This window comes from Moorena bouillonii PNG (genome assembly GCF_001942495.1).
GTDB lineage: Bacteria > Cyanobacteriota > Cyanobacteriia > Cyanobacteriales > Coleofasciculaceae > Moorena > Moorena bouillonii.
The window spans coordinates 5202848-5222716 of record NZ_MKZS01000001.1; the positions used below are offsets into that span (position 1 = coordinate 5202848).

Annotated in this window: 20 protein-coding genes and 1 pseudogene; 15 read left to right on the forward strand and 6 right to left on the reverse strand. The window is 43.6% G+C overall.

All coding sequences use genetic code 11. From position 1 onward, the window contains the following. Positions 1-76: 76 nt before the first annotated feature. Complete coding sequence (locus BJP37_RS21105) at positions 77-1444, forward strand: hypothetical protein (RefSeq protein WP_075901718.1); 1368 nt, start codon at positions 77-79, stop codon at positions 1442-1444. Positions 1445-1629: 185 nt separating this feature from the next. On the opposite strand, the gene BJP37_RS44350 is transcribed toward BJP37_RS21105, so the two are convergent. Then, on the reverse strand, positions 1630-2049 hold the full coding sequence (locus BJP37_RS44350) for a hypothetical protein (protein ID WP_330359505.1): 420 nt from the start codon (positions 2047-2049) through the stop codon (positions 1630-1632). Between the two features lie 519 nt (positions 2050-2568). On the opposite strand from BJP37_RS44350, the gene BJP37_RS21110 reads away from it, so the two are divergent. From BJP37_RS21110 to BJP37_RS21130, 5 genes are all read left to right on the forward strand, one after another. Beyond that, positions 2569-2859 (forward strand): DUF2499 domain-containing protein, encoded by a 291-nt coding sequence (locus BJP37_RS21110; RefSeq protein WP_008184715.1) that lies wholly within the window; start codon positions 2569-2571, stop codon positions 2857-2859. 39 nt (positions 2860-2898) lie between these two features. Continuing rightward, positions 2899-3150: a hypothetical protein gene (locus BJP37_RS21115; protein WP_158069699.1), complete on the forward strand. Its 252-nt coding sequence runs from the start codon at positions 2899-2901 to the stop codon at positions 3148-3150. A 97-nt stretch (positions 3151-3247) separates the two neighbouring features. Beyond that, positions 3248-3556, forward strand: coding sequence for a DUF3593 domain-containing protein (locus BJP37_RS21120; RefSeq protein WP_075901722.1), 309 nt, complete (start codon positions 3248-3250; stop codon positions 3554-3556). A gap of 247 nt (positions 3557-3803) precedes the next feature. Beyond that, positions 3804-5033 carry a serine/threonine-protein kinase gene (locus BJP37_RS21125; RefSeq protein ID WP_075901724.1) on the forward strand — a complete coding sequence of 410 codons (1230 nt, stop codon included), beginning with the start codon at positions 3804-3806 and terminating at the stop codon, positions 5031-5033. Positions 5034-5117: 84 nt separating this feature from the next. Next, a complete protein-coding gene (locus BJP37_RS21130; RefSeq protein ID WP_229415399.1) occupies positions 5118-5390 on the forward strand; it encodes an RpnC/YadD family protein in 273 nt (90 codons plus the stop codon). Between the two features lie 10 nt (positions 5391-5400). Here the strand turns inward: BJP37_RS21130 and BJP37_RS21135 are convergent, their stop codons facing one another. Both BJP37_RS21135 and BJP37_RS21140 read right to left on the reverse strand, forming a co-directional pair. Next, positions 5401-6747 (reverse strand): helix-hairpin-helix domain-containing protein, encoded by a 1347-nt coding sequence (locus BJP37_RS21135; protein WP_075901726.1) that lies wholly within the window; start codon positions 6745-6747, stop codon positions 5401-5403. A 195-nt stretch (positions 6748-6942) separates the two neighbouring features. Then, complete coding sequence (locus BJP37_RS21140; RefSeq protein ID WP_075901728.1) at positions 6943-7131, reverse strand: hypothetical protein; 189 nt, start codon at positions 7129-7131, stop codon at positions 6943-6945. A gap of 350 nt (positions 7132-7481) precedes the next feature. On the opposite strand from BJP37_RS21140, the gene BJP37_RS37060 reads away from it, so the two are divergent. From BJP37_RS37060 to BJP37_RS21150, 3 genes and pseudogenes are all read left to right on the forward strand, one after another. Further along, on the forward strand, positions 7482-7709 hold the full coding sequence (locus tag BJP37_RS37060) for a hypothetical protein (RefSeq protein ID WP_143727721.1): 228 nt from the start codon (positions 7482-7484) through the stop codon (positions 7707-7709). A gap of 257 nt (positions 7710-7966) precedes the next feature. Then, positions 7967-8431 (forward strand): annotated as a pseudogene (locus tag BJP37_RS21145) (NFACT family protein); the annotation flags it as partial. Between the two features lie 140 nt (positions 8432-8571). Further along, positions 8572-10473 (forward strand): NFACT RNA binding domain-containing protein, encoded by a 1902-nt coding sequence (locus tag BJP37_RS21150; RefSeq protein WP_075901730.1) that lies wholly within the window; start codon positions 8572-8574, stop codon positions 10471-10473. A gap of 461 nt (positions 10474-10934) precedes the next feature. Here BJP37_RS21150 and lipB read toward each other — a convergent pair whose 3' ends face one another. Then, positions 10935-11612 carry a lipoyl(octanoyl) transferase LipB gene (gene lipB, locus BJP37_RS21155; RefSeq protein WP_075901732.1) on the reverse strand — a complete coding sequence of 226 codons (678 nt, stop codon included), beginning with the start codon at positions 11610-11612 and terminating at the stop codon, positions 10935-10937. 173 nt (positions 11613-11785) lie between these two features. On the opposite strand from lipB, the gene hpf reads away from it, so the two are divergent. The 3 genes from hpf (at position 11786) to BJP37_RS21170 (ending at position 14561) form a co-directional block, all read left to right on the forward strand. Then, positions 11786-12427, forward strand: a complete 642-nt coding sequence (hpf, locus tag BJP37_RS21160) for a ribosome hibernation-promoting factor, HPF/YfiA family (protein WP_070394121.1) — start codon at positions 11786-11788, stop codon at positions 12425-12427. Between the two features lie 572 nt (positions 12428-12999). Continuing rightward, the gene (locus BJP37_RS21165; protein WP_075901733.1) at positions 13000-13776 is read left to right on the forward strand and encodes an LmeA family phospholipid-binding protein; all 777 of its coding nucleotides are present in this window, start codon (positions 13000-13002) and stop codon (positions 13774-13776) included. Positions 13777-13922: 146 nt separating this feature from the next. Next, positions 13923-14561 (forward strand): GerMN domain-containing protein, encoded by a 639-nt coding sequence (locus BJP37_RS21170; RefSeq protein ID WP_075901735.1) that lies wholly within the window; start codon positions 13923-13925, stop codon positions 14559-14561. A gap of 185 nt (positions 14562-14746) precedes the next feature. Here the strand turns inward: BJP37_RS21170 and accB are convergent, their stop codons facing one another. Both accB and efp read right to left on the reverse strand, forming a co-directional pair. After that, entirely contained in the window at positions 14747-15232 is a 486-nt protein-coding gene (gene accB / locus BJP37_RS21175) for an acetyl-CoA carboxylase biotin carboxyl carrier protein (protein ID WP_075901737.1), read from the reverse strand. Between the two features lie 144 nt (positions 15233-15376). Then, positions 15377-15934, reverse strand: coding sequence for an elongation factor P (gene efp / locus BJP37_RS21180; RefSeq protein ID WP_075901739.1), 558 nt, complete (start codon positions 15932-15934; stop codon positions 15377-15379). A 392-nt stretch (positions 15935-16326) separates the two neighbouring features. On the opposite strand from efp, the gene BJP37_RS21185 reads away from it, so the two are divergent. The 3 genes from BJP37_RS21185 to BJP37_RS21195 form a co-directional block, all read left to right on the forward strand. Continuing rightward, positions 16327-17478, forward strand: a complete 1152-nt coding sequence (locus BJP37_RS21185; protein WP_075901740.1) for a peptidylprolyl isomerase — start codon at positions 16327-16329, stop codon at positions 17476-17478. A gap of 278 nt (positions 17479-17756) precedes the next feature. Continuing rightward, complete coding sequence (locus BJP37_RS21190) at positions 17757-18902, forward strand: thiamine-monophosphate kinase (RefSeq protein ID WP_075901742.1); 1146 nt, start codon at positions 17757-17759, stop codon at positions 18900-18902. A 331-nt stretch (positions 18903-19233) separates the two neighbouring features. Next, positions 19234-19869 (forward strand): RpnC/YadD family protein (locus BJP37_RS21195; RefSeq protein WP_075901744.1); only part of this gene is annotated, 636 nt, incomplete at its 3' end.

The following is a 19869-nucleotide window of genomic DNA, read 5'->3' on the forward strand; positions in this document are numbered from 1 at the left end:
GACGGAGATAGGTTCATTTCTAATTTCGCTTGTAATTTGTAATAAGTCGTATGTTAGGTCTGTATGGAGTAAGCATATGGATGGTGCTTCTGGCAGCAAAAGGCTAATTGGTAATCACACCCATCAAGAGGATGCATTGAACTCAAGCGTAAACTCAAATGCGATCGCAAAATCAAGCTCTATTCTGGACTTGATTTCCTCAAATTCAGATCAAGTCAGGGTATTTGCCTTCGATATCCGAAGCCAACCCCACTTTCAGGGCAAGAATACACTTGAACCTTGGGCGTCACGAGCCTTAGCTGTAGCTGGTTCAGAAGATGTCGTGATCATTCCTGGCAATCTGGATGCAGAGTACTACGACTGGCTGAAAAATCTTGGCTTAGGACCCCAGAAAGTCTTTGCCTTCAACCGTGAAAATGAACCAGCACTGCTCTCAGAGCTGATAATGCAAAAAGCGGATGAAGTTAGAGCATTTCTTGCATCTATCGGAAAACCTTTGGTGTTTGTTCCCTATTATTCTGCAGATGTAGATAAAGAGGCGGCGTCAACCATTGATGCCGTTTTTTTTGGCTGTGATCAGTCTATTACCTTAAAGTATTTTGACAAGTCCACCTTCAAGTCCCTGTGTCAGTCTCTTGGTATTCCCACAGTACCAGGAACTATCCTGAGTAAATCATCAGACTCTGAGGATTTTGAGACAGAACTGCGACAGGAAATCTTAGGTTGGCTTAAGGATTATGAGACGTTACTGATCCGGGGCGCACAAGGGTCTGTAGGCTCATCACTTTATAAAGTTAACAGGAGTAACCTCGACACTGAGATGCCAAAAATGCTGGCATCGGGAGAGAGTTGTTTTTTAATTGAGCCATTCCTCAAAGTCATTACATCCCCCAATGACCAGTGGATGATTGGGAGCAATGGAGAAATTGCTCATCTGGGCATAACATGCCAGCTGTTTAATGGGTTACAACATATCGGTAACGTGAAAGGAAAACCCTATTCAAAAAGGATAGAAGGGTTAATTCGCGATTACTCCTTCAAAATAGCCCAGCACATGCGAGATGATGGCTATCTTGGCATCTTAGGCATCGATTATATTGTCACAGATCAAGGAATATTTCCCATCGAAAACAACGCCCGACTGAACGGATCGTCCTTTGCATTTTTCATTCTTGACAATTTGTTTGGTTCTAGTGACTACGATGGATGCTGGAAGGTTTTGAGAATTAAAATCGAACCCTGTAGTTTTAGCACCCTAAGGGAAAAGATTGGTTCCTTAATCTACCAGGGTAATAGTACTCAGAATTTTGTCTTTCCTTATGAATTTGACACCTTACGAACTCAAGGGGATGTCACTCTATTAATTGTAGCTGAGGATTTACATCACCTAGAATACGTTGAGAAAGAGCTATTATCTAAACTAGAGATAGCAGCTCTTAATTGAACTAAGGATTGATATAAAGAAGATACGGCAATCATCAGATGAATTTATCCATTTACAGGGGAAATGGTAAACCTAGGCATATCAATTAGGTATGTAAAGTTAACCTAGGCTTTTTCCCTCTTTTTCTTTTTTCGGCTTGAGTTTAGATTAATTAAATAAAACAGATGATTATAGTGATTCATAATCTAAACCAAATCAATATGCACATTATCAATAGCCCAGTTATCGAATCCAGAACCACTATGGTTAAGCTGTAGCCAGCGGAACTGAGTAGCACTAGTTATAGCATCGGTGTCAATGCTCTCAGTAATAGTTTTCCAACTGATGTAGTCTTCTGTGTCATACAAACCCAGTCTTACCCAAGAGATACCGCTATCAATGGAATATTCAAGAGCGATATCTTCCCCAGAATCGGCATTCTCCCCTCCATTATTACTATTACCAATGATATTACCAATGATCAGATCAAAGGAAATAGTACCGCCACGGTAAACATCTAGGGCTTGGGTAATAGCATAACGGGAGTTATCTTCTGCAGAACCGCCATCAAACCAAAGGGAGTTGCCATCGCCACCAAAGTTGGTATTAACTTGACCATTGCTAATTTATGCCCATTGGCTATTATCGCTATCCGGTATCAATCAACCGTAGAATCGGCCATATCCACCACTCCTATACTCAAGGTAAACGTGCCAGCTGTTGTAAACTCGTAAGTAAATGTTTTGTAGCCAGTCTGTGAATTAAAAGAAGTCGTGGAGGCGACAAAGTCACTAGTTGTATCGGCTAGTTCCAACAGGTCCCCTGAGGAGATAGAGACAAAGGCAAAATCGTTATATAGCTATAAGAAACGCTATATTTAATTTAGCCAGGATAGGATTAGGCATGTTCGGATTGGTTATTAGCATTAGTACTAATCATAGTTTAAAGTTTAGGTAAAGTAGCTGGTATAATCTTGGTATACTCAAACAAGTCAACGGTCGATAATGGGATGTCTAGAAGCCTCACTATTATCAAGCTTGGGTTTTGGTAACTTTAAAATTAGTAATTTTAATTTTGATTACTCCTAAGCCATTACCCATTACCCATTACCCATTACCCATTAGTCTGTAGTACTAAGTTTTTTTATGCATGCTCTATCAATTCCAACTTGGATTATTCACATTTCCAGTGTTATCGAGTGGATTGCTGCAATTTGGTTAATCTGGACCTATGGTGAAATTACTGGCAATCGTGCATGGTGGGCATTGTCTTTTGCTATGTTACCAGCATTGGTCAGTGCGATGTGTGCTATCACCTGGCACTTTTTTGACAACCAACAATCCCTGGAGTGGATGGTAACACTCCAAGCAGCGATGACGGTTGTAGGTAACTGTACCCTTTGTGGAGCAGCTTGGTGGATTTGGCGTTCAGCGTAGGGTTGCTACCAATGCCAGGGATAAGTTTTACGGTAAGCATTGAGCTATCAGCTATCAGCTATCAGCTATCAGCTATCAGCTATCAGCTATCAGCTATCAGCTATCAGCTATCAGCTATCAGCTATCAGCTATCAGCTATCAGCTATCAGCTATCAGCCTATCAGCTATCAGCTATCAGCTATCAGCTATCAGCTATCAGCCATTAGCCTTGGCCTATGGCCACGCTACGCGAATGGCCACGTTACGGGAACAGTTTATGCGCTACACCCACGCTACTTGAGGTGCTTTTGAATAAAATAAGCTGACGGCTGACGGCTGACGGCTGACGGCTGAATGCTTACGTTTTACGAATCATTTTGACAACTCGAGCATTTTTCCTGATCTTCAGATGATTTCTAAAGAAACATTATTTGCTATTTCCCTATTTCCTTACCTAGGATTCTTGTGGTTTATCACTCGTTCTGGACAAACACCCCGTTTAGCGCTAATCGGATTTTACGTCCTCTTGGTGTTTGTTTTTATTACTATTCCAGCTGGGATTTATTCCGAGGTAGTTTATCAGGAAGCATTAGCTGATGTGGATTGGCTACATGGCAGTGCTGAGTTTTTTTTAACCCTGTCCAATACTTTAGTAGTATTGGGGTTCCGACAAGCAATTATGGAACATATCGCAAAGGGAACAGGGAGTAGGGAGTAGGGAGTAGGGAGTAGGGAGTAGGGAGTAGGGAATATGCCATCAAAAATTCTCACAATTCCTACAGGGATTGCTATCAGGGTTTCAAGTAATCAGGTAATTAGATGATAATGAGGGGATAGGGAGATCAGCTAGATAAGATCAAAAAATCCCCTATGATGACCATCAGTCCTGATCACATCATTGTTTATCTGTTCATAGATAGGGCAATATATAATTATAGATAAAAGCCCGACTGCTGACCACGATAATGAGCTACTGTCTCAATCCCACTTGCCCCAATCCCAAAAATCGAGAAGGAACTAAATTTTGCATTGCCTGTGGCTCGAAGTTGCTGCTCAAAGAGCGATACCGAGGGATTAAACCTATAGGTCAGGGTGGATTTGGTAAAACCTTCTTGGCTGTGGATGAAGATAAACCTTCCAAACCTCCCTGCGTCATCAAGCAGTTTTTTCCCCAAGCCCAGGGAACTAACACGGTTCAAAAAGCAGCTGAGTTATTCACCCTGGAAGCGGTACGGCTGGATGAGTTGGGCAAACATCCTCAAATTCCGGAATTGCTGGCGTATTTTTGTCAAGATAGCCAACAGTATTTGGTGCAAGAGTTTATCGATGGACAAAACTTAGTCCAAGAACTGGCCAGTGGGGGAGGATTTAATGAAGCACAAATTCGGGCGCTACTGGATGATTTGCTGCCATTGCTGCAATTTGTTCATCAACATCATGTCATCCACCGGGACATCAAGCCAGAAAACATTATTCGCCGCAGGAGTTTAAGGTCTTCGGTTGTCGGGGGAGCAACCCAGGTCCCTGGTCAACTGGTTCTAGTTGATTTTGGAGCATCGAAAGCTGCTACTGGCACTAGTCTAGGCAAAACTGGGACAGCGATTGGCTCATTTGGTTATGTATCACCAGAGCAAAGTATTGGTAGAGCAGTTTTTGCCAGTGATATCTATAGTCTTGGTATCACTTGTATTCATTTGTTGACCAATAGGCACCCCTGTGATTTATTTGATGTCAGGGAGGGTGTCTGGATTTGGCGCAACGTTTTGAGTCATCCTATTAGTGATCAGCTTGGTCGCATCATCGACAAGATGATAGCGGGGGCTATTAACCGACGTTATCAATCAGCGGCTGAGGTAAGTAAAGAGTTGCATCTTCAGACAACTCCCGCAACACCTCTAAGGCAACAAAAACCAGTTACACCTTTAAGACAACGAAAACCAGTTACACCTATCAAACCTACTGTACCATCAAAGCCTGCAGTTGGGGGATTGAATAAAAGGATTGCTCAAGAATTAGAAGAATTGAAGTCTGAAATTATGGGTAATCCGACCCCTAACTCAAAACATCCAACTCTTGGCTCTAAGGTTGCTGGTTCTAGCAGTTTACCGAAAACTAAAACTAAACTTGATCGGGAATTGGAGGAGATTCAATCTGAGTTTATTGGCTCTTCTAATCCTCAGCAAAATCCTGGTTAAGGTTGAGACAGAAGGGAGCAGGGAGTAGGGAGTAGGGAGTAGGTAAGAGGGAAGTCGGAAGAGGAAGATGACCGGGAGTTAGTAATGCAATTATCTGGGATTTATCAACAACGACTTGAAGTGGCTACTCAGCTTGGCAGACAAGAGGGACTAGTGCAGGGGAAACAAGAGGGACTAGTGCAAGGTATGCAAAACGAACGCCGTAGTATGGTCACTTACTTATTGCGATCGCGTTTTGGTGAACTAGACCAGCAACTGCTCGCCATCATTGAGCCATTGATTGCACTCTCTCCAGAAGAATTTACCCCCCTATTGCTAAAATTGTCTCGTCAAGAATTATTGGCTCGATTTTTGTAAGCTATCAGACTCAACTCCTAATAACTGGAGCAGTACGGGCATCAAATCCGCTAGCTTTGAGAGCATTAACCGTTACTTGGTCATTTTGCACCCAGTATTTAGAATCAAAACGGACAAATTGATACTGCTGGGGTGTAGGAATAGTTGCCAGTACGGGTACTTTTGCCTGACGTTTTTTACCGGAATGTTTTTGCAGAATCGATTTTAATTGGTTAAGGTTGTTTGTCGTAACTTGCTTAGGGGTAAGTTCTACTACTACTGTTCGTAAAGTTTCAATTAGCTCAGCATCCTCAATAATCAGCTGAATTTTTTCATCTCGCTCATCCACCTTTGCCCAAATAATTAAACGGGAATCGGCTTGCAGTAATGAACTAATTTTTTCGTAAGTTTTCGGGAATACAACTCCTTCAGCTTGACCGGTCAGATCTTCTATCTGCACAAAGGCCATGCGTTGATTATTTGTTTTGGTGAGGTGAGGCTTAACTTCAGTGAGCATCACAATAGCACTCAAAGTTGTCCCCTTCTTTTGGTCTCCTAACTCGGCCAAACTGACAGGAGAAAGCACTTGAGCTACTGGACGGGCTGATTTTAAAGGATGGTCAGATACATAAAAGCCAAGCAATTCTTTTTCCCAATTTAATTTTTCTTGGCGTGAAAAATCAGAAACTGCTGGAGCGGTGGGAGCAGATTCCCAAGCATTATTGTTCTGATCTTGCTCAGAATTAGTGTTGCCAAACATATCAAAAATGTTCAGCTGACCACTTTCTCGGTCTTTGGCACGGTCTTGCCCCCAACTAATCACTGGGTCGAGGTCTTTGATAAGTTGCTGCCGGTTGGGCTGAATGCTATCAAAGGCACCACAGTAAACCAAAGCTTCCAAACCACGGCGGTTAAGGGTGCGCAAATCCACGCGATCGCATAAATCTGCCAAAGCCTTAAACTCACCACCAGTCTCCCGAGCCTTGAGAATACAATTAATTGCTCCGTGTCCCAAATTCCGGATTGCTGAAAACCCGAACAATATACTATTAGACATTGGGGTAAAATCAAAATCAGAACGATTAATATCCGGTGGCAAAATCTCAATACCCATGGTTGAGCAAGTAGCAATATATTTCTGTATCTTGTCCGTGCTGTTACTACTCGCTGTCAGCAGCGCTGCCATATATTCAACTGGGTAATTCGCCTTGAGATAGGCAGTTTGATAGGTTACATAGCCATAGGCGGTGGAGTGGGATTTGTTGAAGCAATTGGAAGCGACAATACCGTTTGCCAAAATAAAGTTATGGTCGCTCTTGACACCAATATCATAGACAGGTTGAGTGCCTAAGGATTTGCGGCTGATGATTTTAACCATCCCATGAATTTCTCCTTTACTCTGTAGACAATTGGAGATTTAACCTCCACACAAACTATAGTTTTTTTTGTTCAGATAAACAAGGGGTCTACTGTCAATTTTGATAACACTTTTATTTCTGAATTGACGGTTGACCGTTAACTGTTTACTGGTTACAAACCACTGTCAACCGTCTACAAAGAACCAGTTATTTATTTACTTCTGATCTAATTCCTCCCCAGTATCAAAAATAATCACAAATTCGGCATCAGGCATCAGCTGTCGGAGACGGCGCAGGTGACCCTCTGCATCAGAGCGGTTACGGAAGCGAGCAACAACTACTCGTTGCATGTTGGGTAATAACCGTACAATTACCCACGGACTAAGACGGTCGCGATAGGTCATAATAAAATTATCTCCTATGTTACTAGGGGTAATAGCCAGCCCCGTGGTTTTTGAGGTTCAGGGGGCTGGTTTTTGACCTTATCAATTAAGGTCACTTTTATTATAGCCTAAAAATAATATTTTTGGATATTTTTTTTGGGAAAAATTGTAATTTATATATTACTTAATTAGTACATAATCATGGTGCCTTGTTAAGGCATTTTACAGGTAAATATAAAATTGTATTTGCTATTACTACTTAAGAAGTAATATCAACAATATAATAGCGATTGCTTAATTGCTGAAACAGACTTAAAAAAGTCGATTAATTGATGTAATTATATGACTATACAAATAATCCTAAATGAATTGTGATAATTTTTGTTCCCTGTTCCCTACTCCCTGTTCCCTACTCCCTGTTCCCTGTTCCCTGTTCCCTGTTCCCTTTGGTATATATACAATTGAAATGTTTGATTTTATTGAACAACAAAACTGAGGATATCTTTCCCCTATTGCCTATTGCCTCTTGCCTATTGCTAGCATGCCTATTGCCTCTTGCCTTTGAGAGTATGTTCACAACCGAGAGAAAAAACCTATAAGATCGTAGCCCTAAGGCTGGCTTATAGAATAGTATTGTAAATACCCAAAATAGGAACTGGACTAGGGCGTGTCTTCTTGCCTCCGAGATCCCCCATTATCCCCCTTAAAAAAGGGGGACGAGCGAGTATGGCTCCCCCCTTTTTTAAGGGGGGCTGGGGGGGATCATAATCTTGCGGAAAACTTTGAAAACACGCCCTAGACGGCGAACCCATTCTCAAACCCGAATCCTACGAAGCTCAGATCTGGCATCTCGCACATGCAACCTGTTGACTATACCACCCTGACCGCTGCTTGTTCTGAGCTGCGTGCTACCTGGGTACCAGGACGTACCGAACAAGTCTATCAACGCGATCGCTACACCATTGCCATCGCCCTACGCACCCTAAATGGTCGAGGTTGGCTCACCATTTGTTGGCACCCCCAAGCCGCCCGAATTTGCATAGGAGATCCACCACCAAGGGTTCCCGACACCTTCACCTTTAGTGACCAACTCCGGCACCAGTTAGGTGGCTTCGCCCTAATTGCCATCGAAACCATTGCCCCTTGGGAGAGAGTCTTAGACCTGCAATTTGCCAAACGCCCTGGAGAACCTCCGACTTGGCATTTGTATGTAGAAATTATCGGCAAATACAGCAACCTAATCCTCACTGATGCTGACAATCTGATTGTCACTACTGCTCATCAAGTCAGTAACCAGCAATCCAGCGTCCGTACTATTCAAACNTTTGAGTATGGCTCCCCCCTTTTTTAAGGGGGGCTGGGGGGGATCATAATCTTGCGGAAAACTTTGAAAACACGCCCTAGACGGCGAACCCATTCTCAAACCCGAATCCTACGAAGCTCAGATCTGGCATCTCGCACATGCAACCTGTTGACTATACCACCCTGACCGCTGCTTGTTCTGAGCTGCGTGCTACCTGGGTACCAGGACGTACCGAACAAGTCTATCAACGCGATCGCTACACCATTGCCATCGCCCTACGCACCCTAAATGGTCGAGGTTGGCTCACCATTTGTTGGCACCCCCAAGCCGCCCGAATTTGCATAGGAGATCCACCACCAAGGGTTCCCGACACCTTCACCTTTAGTGACCAACTCCGGCACCAGTTAGGTGGCTTCGCCCTAATTGCCATCGAAACCATTGCCCCTTGGGAGAGAGTCTTAGACCTGCAATTTGCCAAACGCCCTGGAGAACCTCCGACTTGGCATTTGTATGTAGAAATTATCGGCAAATACAGCAACCTAATCCTCACTGATGCTGACAATCTGATTGTCACTACTGCTCATCAAGTCAGTAACCAGCAATCCAGCGTCCGTACTATTCAAACCGGTCAACCCTACGAACTCCCACCAGCCCTCACTGGCACTAGCCCCAGTTTGACTGAATCCTACCAGAGCTGGCAAGAACGAGTCAGTTTGATACCAGGAGCAGTAGCAAATCAGTTACTCAAAAGTTATCGAGGATTGAGTCCCACCCTCGCTCGCTCAATGGTACAAGCAGCTGGTTTAGACCCAAAGCAATCCACCGAAAACCTAGAAGAATCCGACTGGCAAAACCTATTTCAACGCTGGCAACAATGGTTACAAACTTTATTAAACGCCAGCAACTTGTCTACAGACAACCTTAAACCTGCCAACCTTAAACCTGCCAACCTTGGCCAAAAGGCCACGCTACGCGAACAACCTGCTAACCTTCAACCTGCTAACCTTCAACCAGCCAACCTTCAACCTGCTAACCTTAAACCTGCCAACCTTTTTCAGCCAGGCTGGACAAACCAAGGATATACAGTAATGGATTGGGGGATAGTTAAACCAGCTGAAAATATCCAAACCTTACTCAATTCCTACTACACCAACCAGTTCAATCAACACGAGTTTGCCCGGTTGCATAACCAACTCACTCAGAAGCTAAATAATAACTTACGAAAACTACGGCAAAAAGCCTCTAGCTTTAAGGAACGTTTACAGCAATCTGACCAAGCTGATCAATCCCGAGAAAAAGCTGACTTATTAATGGCATATCTCCAGGATTGGCAACCAGGGATGAAATCGATCACCCTACCTGACTTTGAAACCAACCAGCCAGTCAAGATTCCCTTAAATCCTGAGAAAAATGCTGTCCAAAATGCCCAAGCTTTCTACAAGCGACACCAAAAACTGAAACGAACTCGGGATGCGGTTGAGCCATTACTAAAAGAAGTACAAGAGGAAATACAGTATTTAGAGCAAGTCGAGGCATCATTGACTCAGCTAAATACCTATAACACTCTAGACGACTTACAAACCCTACAGGAAATCCGCGAAGAGCTAATTGGGCAAGGATATTTAGAAGCTTCTGCTCAAAGGAGTCGTAATCTATCGGATGTTTCACAGCCCTATCGATATCAAACTCCCAGTGGCTTTGAATTATTGATTGGTCGCAACAATCGGCAAAATGACCAGCTGACATTTCGTACCGCTGGGGATTATGACCTCTGGTTTCATACCCAAGAGATTGCTGGGAGTCATGTACTACTGAGATTAGAGCCAGGAACAGTAGCTGATCCAGCAGATTTGCAATTTGCTGCTGATCTAGCCGCTTACAACAGCCGGGGGTGTCAGAGTGAACAGGTACCAGTTGTTTACACGAAACCCAAATATGTCTATAAGCCCAAAGGAGCTAAACCAGGCATGGCGATTTATAAGCACGAGCAAATCATCTGGGGGCGTCCTGATCAAGGTCGTGATTACCTGATGGAATCTGTCTCAACCAAAAAAATGTAAACTTTAATTACAAAAAAGAACGTATTCTCTGTTACGATTAATTTAAAGAAGAAATTTTTAGGCTGTCGGTTTGGGAACGCGCAGCCTGGATTTTCCTCATGGAAAACGACGACGTATCTCTAATTAATTACGTGGATCATACCAGCTGTCTCCACAGCTGGTGATTTTTTTAATAAAAATTAACACATATAGCGCTACGGGCAAGGCAACAGGCAACAGGCAACAGGCAAAAGTTGACTACAACAGGTTTTCAGCTTATACCAATGTGAAATACATCAAACACCTTAATGGGTAGTGCGATACCATTACCCTAAAACCAGGATGCATTTGTAGCAAGACTTTAGCTATTTGGTAAGCATATGCACCTCAAGTACCGTGGCCATAGGCCAATGGCTGATAACTGAATGCTGAATGCTGTTCGCGTAGCGTGCGCGTAGCGCATATGCTTACGCTATTTGGTATCAGCAAAATTCCCTTTCCCCTTGGTTGATCAGTTGCACACCAAAAACCTCAGCAAATTTAGCACAGAGATCTAACCTTACCTGTTCCACACTAAGATCCGCAATAAACTGAGCTAGACTACCCACCGGTTTATCCGCAATGCCGCAGGGAACGATATGATTAAAACCTGCAAGGTCAGGACAGACATTCAAAGCAAAGCCATGCATGGTAATCCAGCGCTTCACCTTAATGCCAATGGCAGCAACTTTACATCCTTCTAGCCAGACACCAGTCATCCCAGCCACCCGCTCACCCTTTAGTCCATAGACAGCCAACACCTGAATCAAAACTTCCTCCAGCTGTCTGAGGTACCAGTGTAAATCTTGGCGATAATACCGGAGATTGAGAATTGGGTAGCCTACCAGCTGTCCAGGACAATGGTAGGTCACTTCACCACCACGCTCTATCCGATGCACCTCCAAGTTAACCTGATTGGGATCGAATTTGAGAAAGTCAATACTCGACCCTTTTCCTAGGGTGTAAACTGGTGGATGCTCCAGCAACAGGAGAATATCATCCAAACTGGAATCTTGGAGCCGTTGACTAACTAGCGATCGCTGTTGCTCCCAAGCCACTGTGTAAGGGACTAAGCCTTGATCACTAATTAAACATTTACGCACAATCGTCAATAATACCATACTCTATGCCCTATTTTATCAATGTCAACGAATGCAAAGGAATTTAAAGAGAAATCAAAAGTTGATGTTCTCTAGAATACAAAGTGATAGGGTAAGAGTATGAAGCAATAGCAGATCTCCCCAACCTCCACTGCTATTGTCAAGCGCAAACGTTACGAGATGGAGTAGTCAGTATGAAGCTTGTTATCCAAGGTAAAAACATCGATATCACCGATGCAATTCGTGACTATGTACATCAAAAAATAGAAAAGGCGGTCAATCATTTTCAAAACATTACCAATCAGGTGGATATAAATCTATCGGTGGCTCGTAATCCTCGGATAAACCCTAAACAGACAGCTGAAGTAACCATTTATGCCAATAAGACAGTGATTCGGGCCCAAGAGGGTACTGAAAACTTGTATGCCAGCATTGATCTGGTGGCTGATAAGATTCATCGTCAACTGCGCAAATATAAGGAGAAGCTGCAATCTCAGAAAACCCGTAATCAGGCCAAGACAGAGGTAATACTAGAAGAAGAATCGGTGCCAGTTGATCTGATTAGCGATCGCACTCCTGAGCTACCGGAAGAAGTGGTGCGCATGAAGTATTTTGCCATGCCGCCAATGACTGTAGAGGAAGCTTTGGAACAACTAGAGCTAGTAGACCACGATTTTTATATGTTCCGGAACATTAAAAGCGGGGAGATTAATGTAATCTATGAACGCAATCATGGCGGATATGGAGTAATCCAGCCCCGTAATGGCAATGGAAAAACTCACCACACTAACGGTAAGGTGCCTCAAAGCCTTAGTGCTGCCGCAGGATTCTTATAAAAACTCGGCTGTTGGTTAAAGGTTGACCGTTGACCGTTGACCGTTGAGCAGAGTTAACAAAATCTTCTCAAAGCTCCACACCATCTTAAAAGCTTGGTGTGGGGTTGTTTGCTATCACAATTTATGCCTGACGTTATGGTGTTTCCATTGAAATTTGAATTGTCAGAAGGAAAACCAGCTGAACAACCCTGCTCTTAGCACAGGGTTGTTCAACTGGGTTTTGGGATAAGATTAAGAGGGAATTTTATTGTAAGGACATGGATAGAAATAAACAGGACTTACCCCAGCCAGCTGGTTATTGACGGTAATTACACCGATTTAAACCTTTGATGTATTACCAGAAACCAGGGTTTAAGGGTCTTGGTGCGTAAGTCCTGATCAAGTTAACTGTGTTAAGACCTGTGTAAGATGTGTGAAGGCATTGAATCCTCTTCTATTGCCTGATAGGCAAGTTTATTGTTCCCAAGTCTTAACAGTTAACTTGAATTTTGCTCTACTATTTACACCTACCCTATCTCCCTTAACTCCCCTCCTTGCCTCACCTCACTTTTAACGTTCTGCCTTTTTTTTTCATGGAATTTTTGACCATATTCCTATCAGGCTTAATCACTGTCATTTCTGGGGTGGGTTTCATCCTCGACAAGGTGATCGAAAGCAATATCCGCTCCCAGTTTTCCCAGGTCGAGCAATTGCAAGTCCGAGTTAACAACACTCCCAATTATCAAATTTTGCCAGGCAAAGTAGACCAGGTTTTAATTGCTGGTAAGGGGTTATGGCTGACGCCAGATATCCGGATTGGTCTGTTGGAATTAGAAACTGATCCGATTGACCTTGATATAGAGAAGGTCCGTAACAGTGGTAAAGACTCACTAGCGAACTCTCTGAGGCAACCGCTACAAGCTGGAGTGCGTCTAGTTTTAACCGAGTCAGATATTAACCAAGCTCTAGAGTCGCCGGAAGTTAGAGAACAATTAAACGATTTGATCAATGCTGTGATCAGTCGTGGCAGTAGGCGTTATAAACTACTGAATTCACAAGTAAACTTCCTAGATAACAACCGTATTTATTTACAAGTGACATTACAGCAAGGAGATAATCAACCCCTAGAGATTATCTTAAACTCCGGTGTGGCCATCCTGAGCGGGAAAAGCATACAGCTAATTGAACCAAAGTTGTCGGTTGATGGGAACCCACTGCCTCCTCAGGTAATCAAATTATTTGTTGGTAGTCTTAGCCAGCGCTTAAATCTGAGCAATATTGAAGATGAAGGTATCACAGCCCGAATCTTACAATTCCAGTTAAATCCTAGTGAATTAGAATTAGCAGCATTTGTGCGGATTAAGGAGTAAACCGTGTTAAGTATTAAATATAAAATATGAAGGATGAAATATCAAGCATGAAGTATCAAAAAATCAATTGGGTTTCGTGCCACTAGTCAGATCTGAGCACAGCCAATCAAATTACAGTAAATCAACCTTTTGATTAATCAGTTATTATGCATGACCAACAAGACGATCGTGGTATTCCTCTCGGTGTGATTGCCAGTATTTCCATCCTAGTCTTAGCAGCAGCAGGTGGAGGTAGCTGGTGGGCATGGCGTTCACAGCAATCTTCTCCAGAAGTGCCTGTGACAACTACACCCGAGTCATCTACACCCAAGTCATCTCAGACTATACAACCCACAACTGACAAACCCTCAACTAAGGAAAAAATTCAGGTCTATTGGCTCAATGATGTTGATAATAAAATTGTTTTAATTCCCAGTCCAATTCCCTTAAATAATAAGACCCTTAACAAAGGTGAGATCTTAGAGAGCGCATTCAACAGTTTATTGGCTGGGCCGACCAATGGCACATTTACGACCACTATTCCCCAAGGTACAAAACTACGGGGTGTTTCTCTCAAAAATGATGGTGTTCATGTAGACTTGTCCCAGGAATTTACCGTTGGTGGGGGCAGTAGCTCCATGAGCGGTCGTCTGGCCCAAGTTGTTTATACAGCAACCAGTCTCGACCCCAATACTCAAGTATGGATTGAGGTAGATGGGAAACAACTAGAGGTTTTAGGTGGAGAAGGCTTAATGCTTGATCAACCACTGACTCGCCAAGATGTCGATCAAAACTTCCCACTCTAGAGGTTTCCCAGGTTAGACTTCTTTGAGCAGTTGATCACTAGCGTTGGATGAAAATTTTTCAACCGACGCTGTAGCAAATAAATATACGTTGGCAGACATCTAATTCGCATGCCCAGCAAACCTATTTTCGCTTCTAGCAGCTATTATTAGCTTGACATCTGTCAAACCTATCTAAGGAGTAATGCTTAGTCAGGTTTAATCCGCATTAATGCTTGACCATATTCTATTGGTTCTCCATTTTTAACCAAAATTTCCATTACTTGTCCAGTCACTTCTGCTTCAATTTCGTTCATCAGCTTCATAGCTTCAATAATACAAACAGTTTGACCAGCACTAATGCGTTCCCCTACCTCCACAAAGGGGTCTTCATCAGGATTAGGAGCACGGTAAAATGTCCCGACCATGGGTGACTTAATTTCCTCCCACTTTTGATCTACCCCTGGTGGAGGTACTGGTGGTTCTGGTTTTGTTACTGGTGTTGGGGCTACCTCTACCGGGCTTGGAGTAATTTGATAAGGAGTGCTATGTCCACCGGAATCACTAGTAGGGGGGATACTGACCCCTTTACGCACTGTGAGTTCAAAATCATCACTCTTGAGGGTCAGTTCTGTAATATCGGTTTGAGCAATAGCAGCTAGGAGATCACGAAGTTGATTGATGTCTAATGCCACAATTTTTAAAAAGAGGTTAGGGTCTTGGGCCTAAAGGCTAAGGATGAAGATTTTTTGGCATTATTTTGCCTTAGTAGTCAGGTGAGTCCATTATCTTGATTGCCATGATATATTCAGGGCATCAAATAAAGGCATCAAAACAATTTACTCGCGACCAAGATAAGAATCATTACGGGTATCGATTTTAATGCGCTCTCCTATGGAAATGAATAGAGGAACCATCACCTGAGCTCCTGTTGAAACAATGGCTGGTTTGGTACCGCCAGTAGCGGTATCACCTTTAACACCAGGATCAGTATCGACTACTTCCAACACTACAGAATTGGGAAGTTCTACTTCTAGAATCTGGTCGTTCCAGAACAGGATGTTCACCTCCATTTCTTCACTGAGATACTTGGAGCGATCGCCAATCTGTGATTCAGTTAGACGAGTTTCCTCGAAGCTTTCCATATCCATGAAGACATATTCATCGCCATCTTTGTAGGTATGCTGCATGGCACGTTTTTCCAGGTTTGCCTGGGGTACTGTTTCCCCAGCCCGGAAGGTTTTCTCTACAACATTCCCTGTCTGGACATTTTTTAGTTTGGTACGAACAAAGGCGGAACCTTTTCCAGGCTTGACGTGGAGAAATTCCACCACCCGCCATACGGATCCATCTAACTCAATGGAGACACCGGTGCGAAAGTCGTTACTAGAAATCATTAACCTGCTAACTCGGGCAGAACAATCGGCATCTTATTTTACCCTTGAGAGGTTGAAGGTTGAAAGTTGCACTAAAGAGGTTAACGTAAAGATTTGTCCCAAAGTGGTGCGGCAAGGGACTTGTCAACCCTAAACTAAGCGATACTTTTGGCCAATCACCTCAAAGCTAGTGAAATCATCGATGGGGGGATAGGAACATCGGGAGAGGGGGATAACCTGTCTAGGGGAGTGGGTTATTGCTGTGATCGGTGAGAGCCCCAGGTGAAAGACCCACGCTAACGGCTCAACAGTATCATAAACTACCTTGACATGGGAAGATATGAGATGAAGTTTTGATACGTTGTGGATCAGCCTTGACACCACTGGTGTAATGCTTGGGGCAATTATTTTTTATGAAACGTTTAAAGATCTCTTTGCCAGATTGGTGGAAACGCTTGACCAAGACTACCCTCTTGGGGCTGCTGTTAATGTCCCTTTCCTTAGGTCTGAGTGGAGCTTGGTGGAACTTTAAGTTTAACTTTGGTAATCAAGAACCTGCTCGTGAAAGTCGATTACCAGGGGGTAATGCCATTACTGATGGTAGAGCTCTGTTGCGCTACAGCCTACCGATAGATAATCAGCCAGTGCGGAAAATACAAGCCAGTTTGGAGGATATTTCTCAACAAATGCGGGGAAAACGCTGGAGTCCCATCACCAGCGATATTACTAAAGCTGCTGTGGTTTTAACTAGTAGTGATCAGAAATTGCTAGCGGACATTCCAGATGCCAGAAAACCCCAAGGCGAAGCCATAATTGCCGAGATCCAAGCCGAAATTGCTAAGATTCGAGAAGCTGTGGAGGCTAAAGACAAGGAAAGCGTCTTGATTGAGCGCGGCATACTCTTGGATCAAGTTGGGAAACTGGAACAATTGATGGTAGAGGAGTTTCCCTTTGAGGTACCCCCAGAGTATAGTAACTTACCTCAACTTAAGGGTCGCGCTACCGTGGAAATGACCACAAAGGAAGGTTCCTTGAGAATGGTGGTAGATGGTTACAATGCTCCAGTCACCGCCGGTAACTTTGTGGATTTGGTACAGCGGGGTTTCTATGATGGTCTAACCTTCAACCGTGCTGAAGATAACTATATCCTGCAAGCAGGAGACCCTCCAGGAAAAGCGACAGGCTTTATTGACCCAGAAACTGGTGAATACCGAGGGATTCCCATAGAAATCATGCTTAAAGGGGACTCGGAACCGGTTTATGAGTTTACCCTGGAAGAAATTGGTCGTTATCGTGAGCAACCTGTGCTGCCTTTCTCTGCTTATGGTACCCTAGCGATGGCACGTCCTGCAGAAGACCCCAATGGTGGCTCTTCTCAGTTTTTCTTCTTCTTGTTTCAACCGGAACTTACCCCAGCTGGTATTAACTTTATGGATGGGCGCTATTCTGTCTTTGGCTATGTGGTAGAAAACAAAGAGTTACTCAGACAGCTCAAACGAGGGGATGTAATTGAGTCGATGAGAGTTATTGATGGGATTGAGAATTTAGTTGAGCCCCAGGCATAGCTATCCTATCGGTTATAGCGCTACGCCCAAGGCAAGAGGCAAGAGGCAAGAGGCAATAGCTGAATATAAGGCGTTGCTGAATTAAGGAATGAATGCGCGATAATCTAGTTTTATTAAAGCCCCCTAAATCCCCCAAGTTTGGGGGACTTTGAAAGTCTTGTTCCCCCCAAACTTGGGGGGCTAGGGGGGCAAAACCATACCCATAATCAGCAAGGCCATTACCGTTAGCTCAGTTTATGCCACTCAGAAGTATCAATCAATAGATAGATCGTTTTCTCGTGACCCTTGAATTACTAAAAGATATCGGAGAACAACGTCTTCTAGAACGGTTACAGCCTTTCTGTCCACCAGGGATTGTCGGGGATGATGGAGCGGTAATTCCGCCTCCAGAGTCTGGTCAATCCTTGGTGATTACTACAGATGTTTTAGTGAATGGGGTGCATTTTAGCGATCGCTATGGTGGGGTAAGCCAATGCACTACTAGTCCAGAAGATGCTGGTTGGCGTGCTGCTGCTGCTAATTTGTCTGATTTAGCTGCTATGGGAGCATCCCCCCTAGGCATTACGGTAGGCTTAAGCCTGACAGGGGATGTAGCGGTTAGCTGGGTTGAAAGACTTTACCAAGGTATGACTCAGTGTTTGAACCAGTACAATACACCAATAGTGGGAGGAGATATCTGTCGCTCGCCGGTTATTGCTATTGCTATCACTGCCTTTGGTCAAGTCTACCCCGACCGAGCTATCCGCAGAACAGCCGCCAAGGTGGGACATGCCATTGTGGTGACAGGTGTTCATGGTGCTTCCCGGGCTGGACTAGAATTACTCCTCAAGCCGGATTTCGGCAAAGACTTAGGTCCAGAGGAACGGCTATCTCTGATTAAAGCTCACCAGCGTCCTAAACCCAGACTTGATGTTATAGCTTTACTGGAGTTACAGGTTAACAGGTTACTAGAGTTACAGGTTAACAGGTTGAAGGTTGAAAGTTCCAACTTACAACCTGATAACTTACAACCTGATAACTTTCAACCAGATAACCTTCAACCTTCAACCCTTCAACCTTCAACCCTCCAACTATCCATTGCGGGTATGGATAGTAGCGATGGTTTAGCAGATGCTATTGTACAAATTTGTCGTGCTAGTGGTGTTGGTGCTGAGATTGATCCGAACCGAATTACCCTGCCTCCAAGCTTGAGTAAATTGGTGTCCCCAGAGCAAGCTTTGGATTGGGCGTTGTATGGTGGTGAAGATTTTGAATTAGTGCTATGTTTGCCCAATGAAACTGCTGAAGAATTAGTGGCACAACTGGGGGAGGGAGCAGCAGTAATTGGCAAGATTACTAGTGGTAATCAGGTTTGGTTGAAAGATAAAACTGGCACTTATGCTGATCAATTGCTGAGTTTAAATAAGGGATTTCAGCATTTTTGAAATTTTCCCCTTAGAGGTTGTCTGAGAAGTCTCATTTGCTACATCCAAGCCCCCTAAATCCCCCAATTTTGGGGGACTTCTACCAGCAAATAGATTCTTGTTCCCCCCAGAATTGGGGGGCTAGGGGGGCAAAATTCAGTATCAAAAAACTTGGGAAATATTCCCTTAGAAGTGATTAACTGGATTTACTATTATTCTTTTTGTATCTGATCCAAATCAGAAGTGCTCCGGTATCATAACTTGAATCAATAAACAAGATCCGGGTGCGATCAATTTTCTGGTTCAGATTCACTACACTGTCTGAGACAGTGTTAATTTTGAACAATTTGCCTTGGCTTACGACAATATTTGTAAATACTTAGCAGAAGCATACCCATCGGAGTTTTTTCACTGGCTATTGGGTGAGGCACCTGATGATATTCAGGTACTTAAAGCCGAATTAAGTGCTGAACCAATTCAAGCTGATGCTCTGAGTCTACTGCAAAGTACTAACCAAATTCTGCACCTAGAATTTCAAACCCTGCCCCAATCCGAGCCACCATTACCATTTCGGATGTTGGACTATTGGGTCAGATTACATCGCAAATACCGATGTTCGATTGAACAGGTGGTAATTTTTCTAAAGTCTACGACCTCACAGATGGTATTCAATAACGAGTTTAGGGATATTAATACCTGGCACCGTTATAGAATAATTCGCCTGTGGGAGCAAGACCCATTACCACTGTTGGCCAATCGAGCTCTGTTACCCTTGGCCACTTTAGCCAGGAGTAATCAGCCTAATCGATTGTTAGAGCAAGTGGTTGCTGAAGTGGATAAAATTGAAGAAAAACCATTACGGGGAAACCTAGCGGCCTGTGTGGATGTACTGGCTGGTTTACGGTTTGACAAAGATTTAGTCCGTCGATTGTTGAGGGAGGAAGTTATGGAAGAATCAGTTACCTATCAAGATATTATCCAAAAGGGA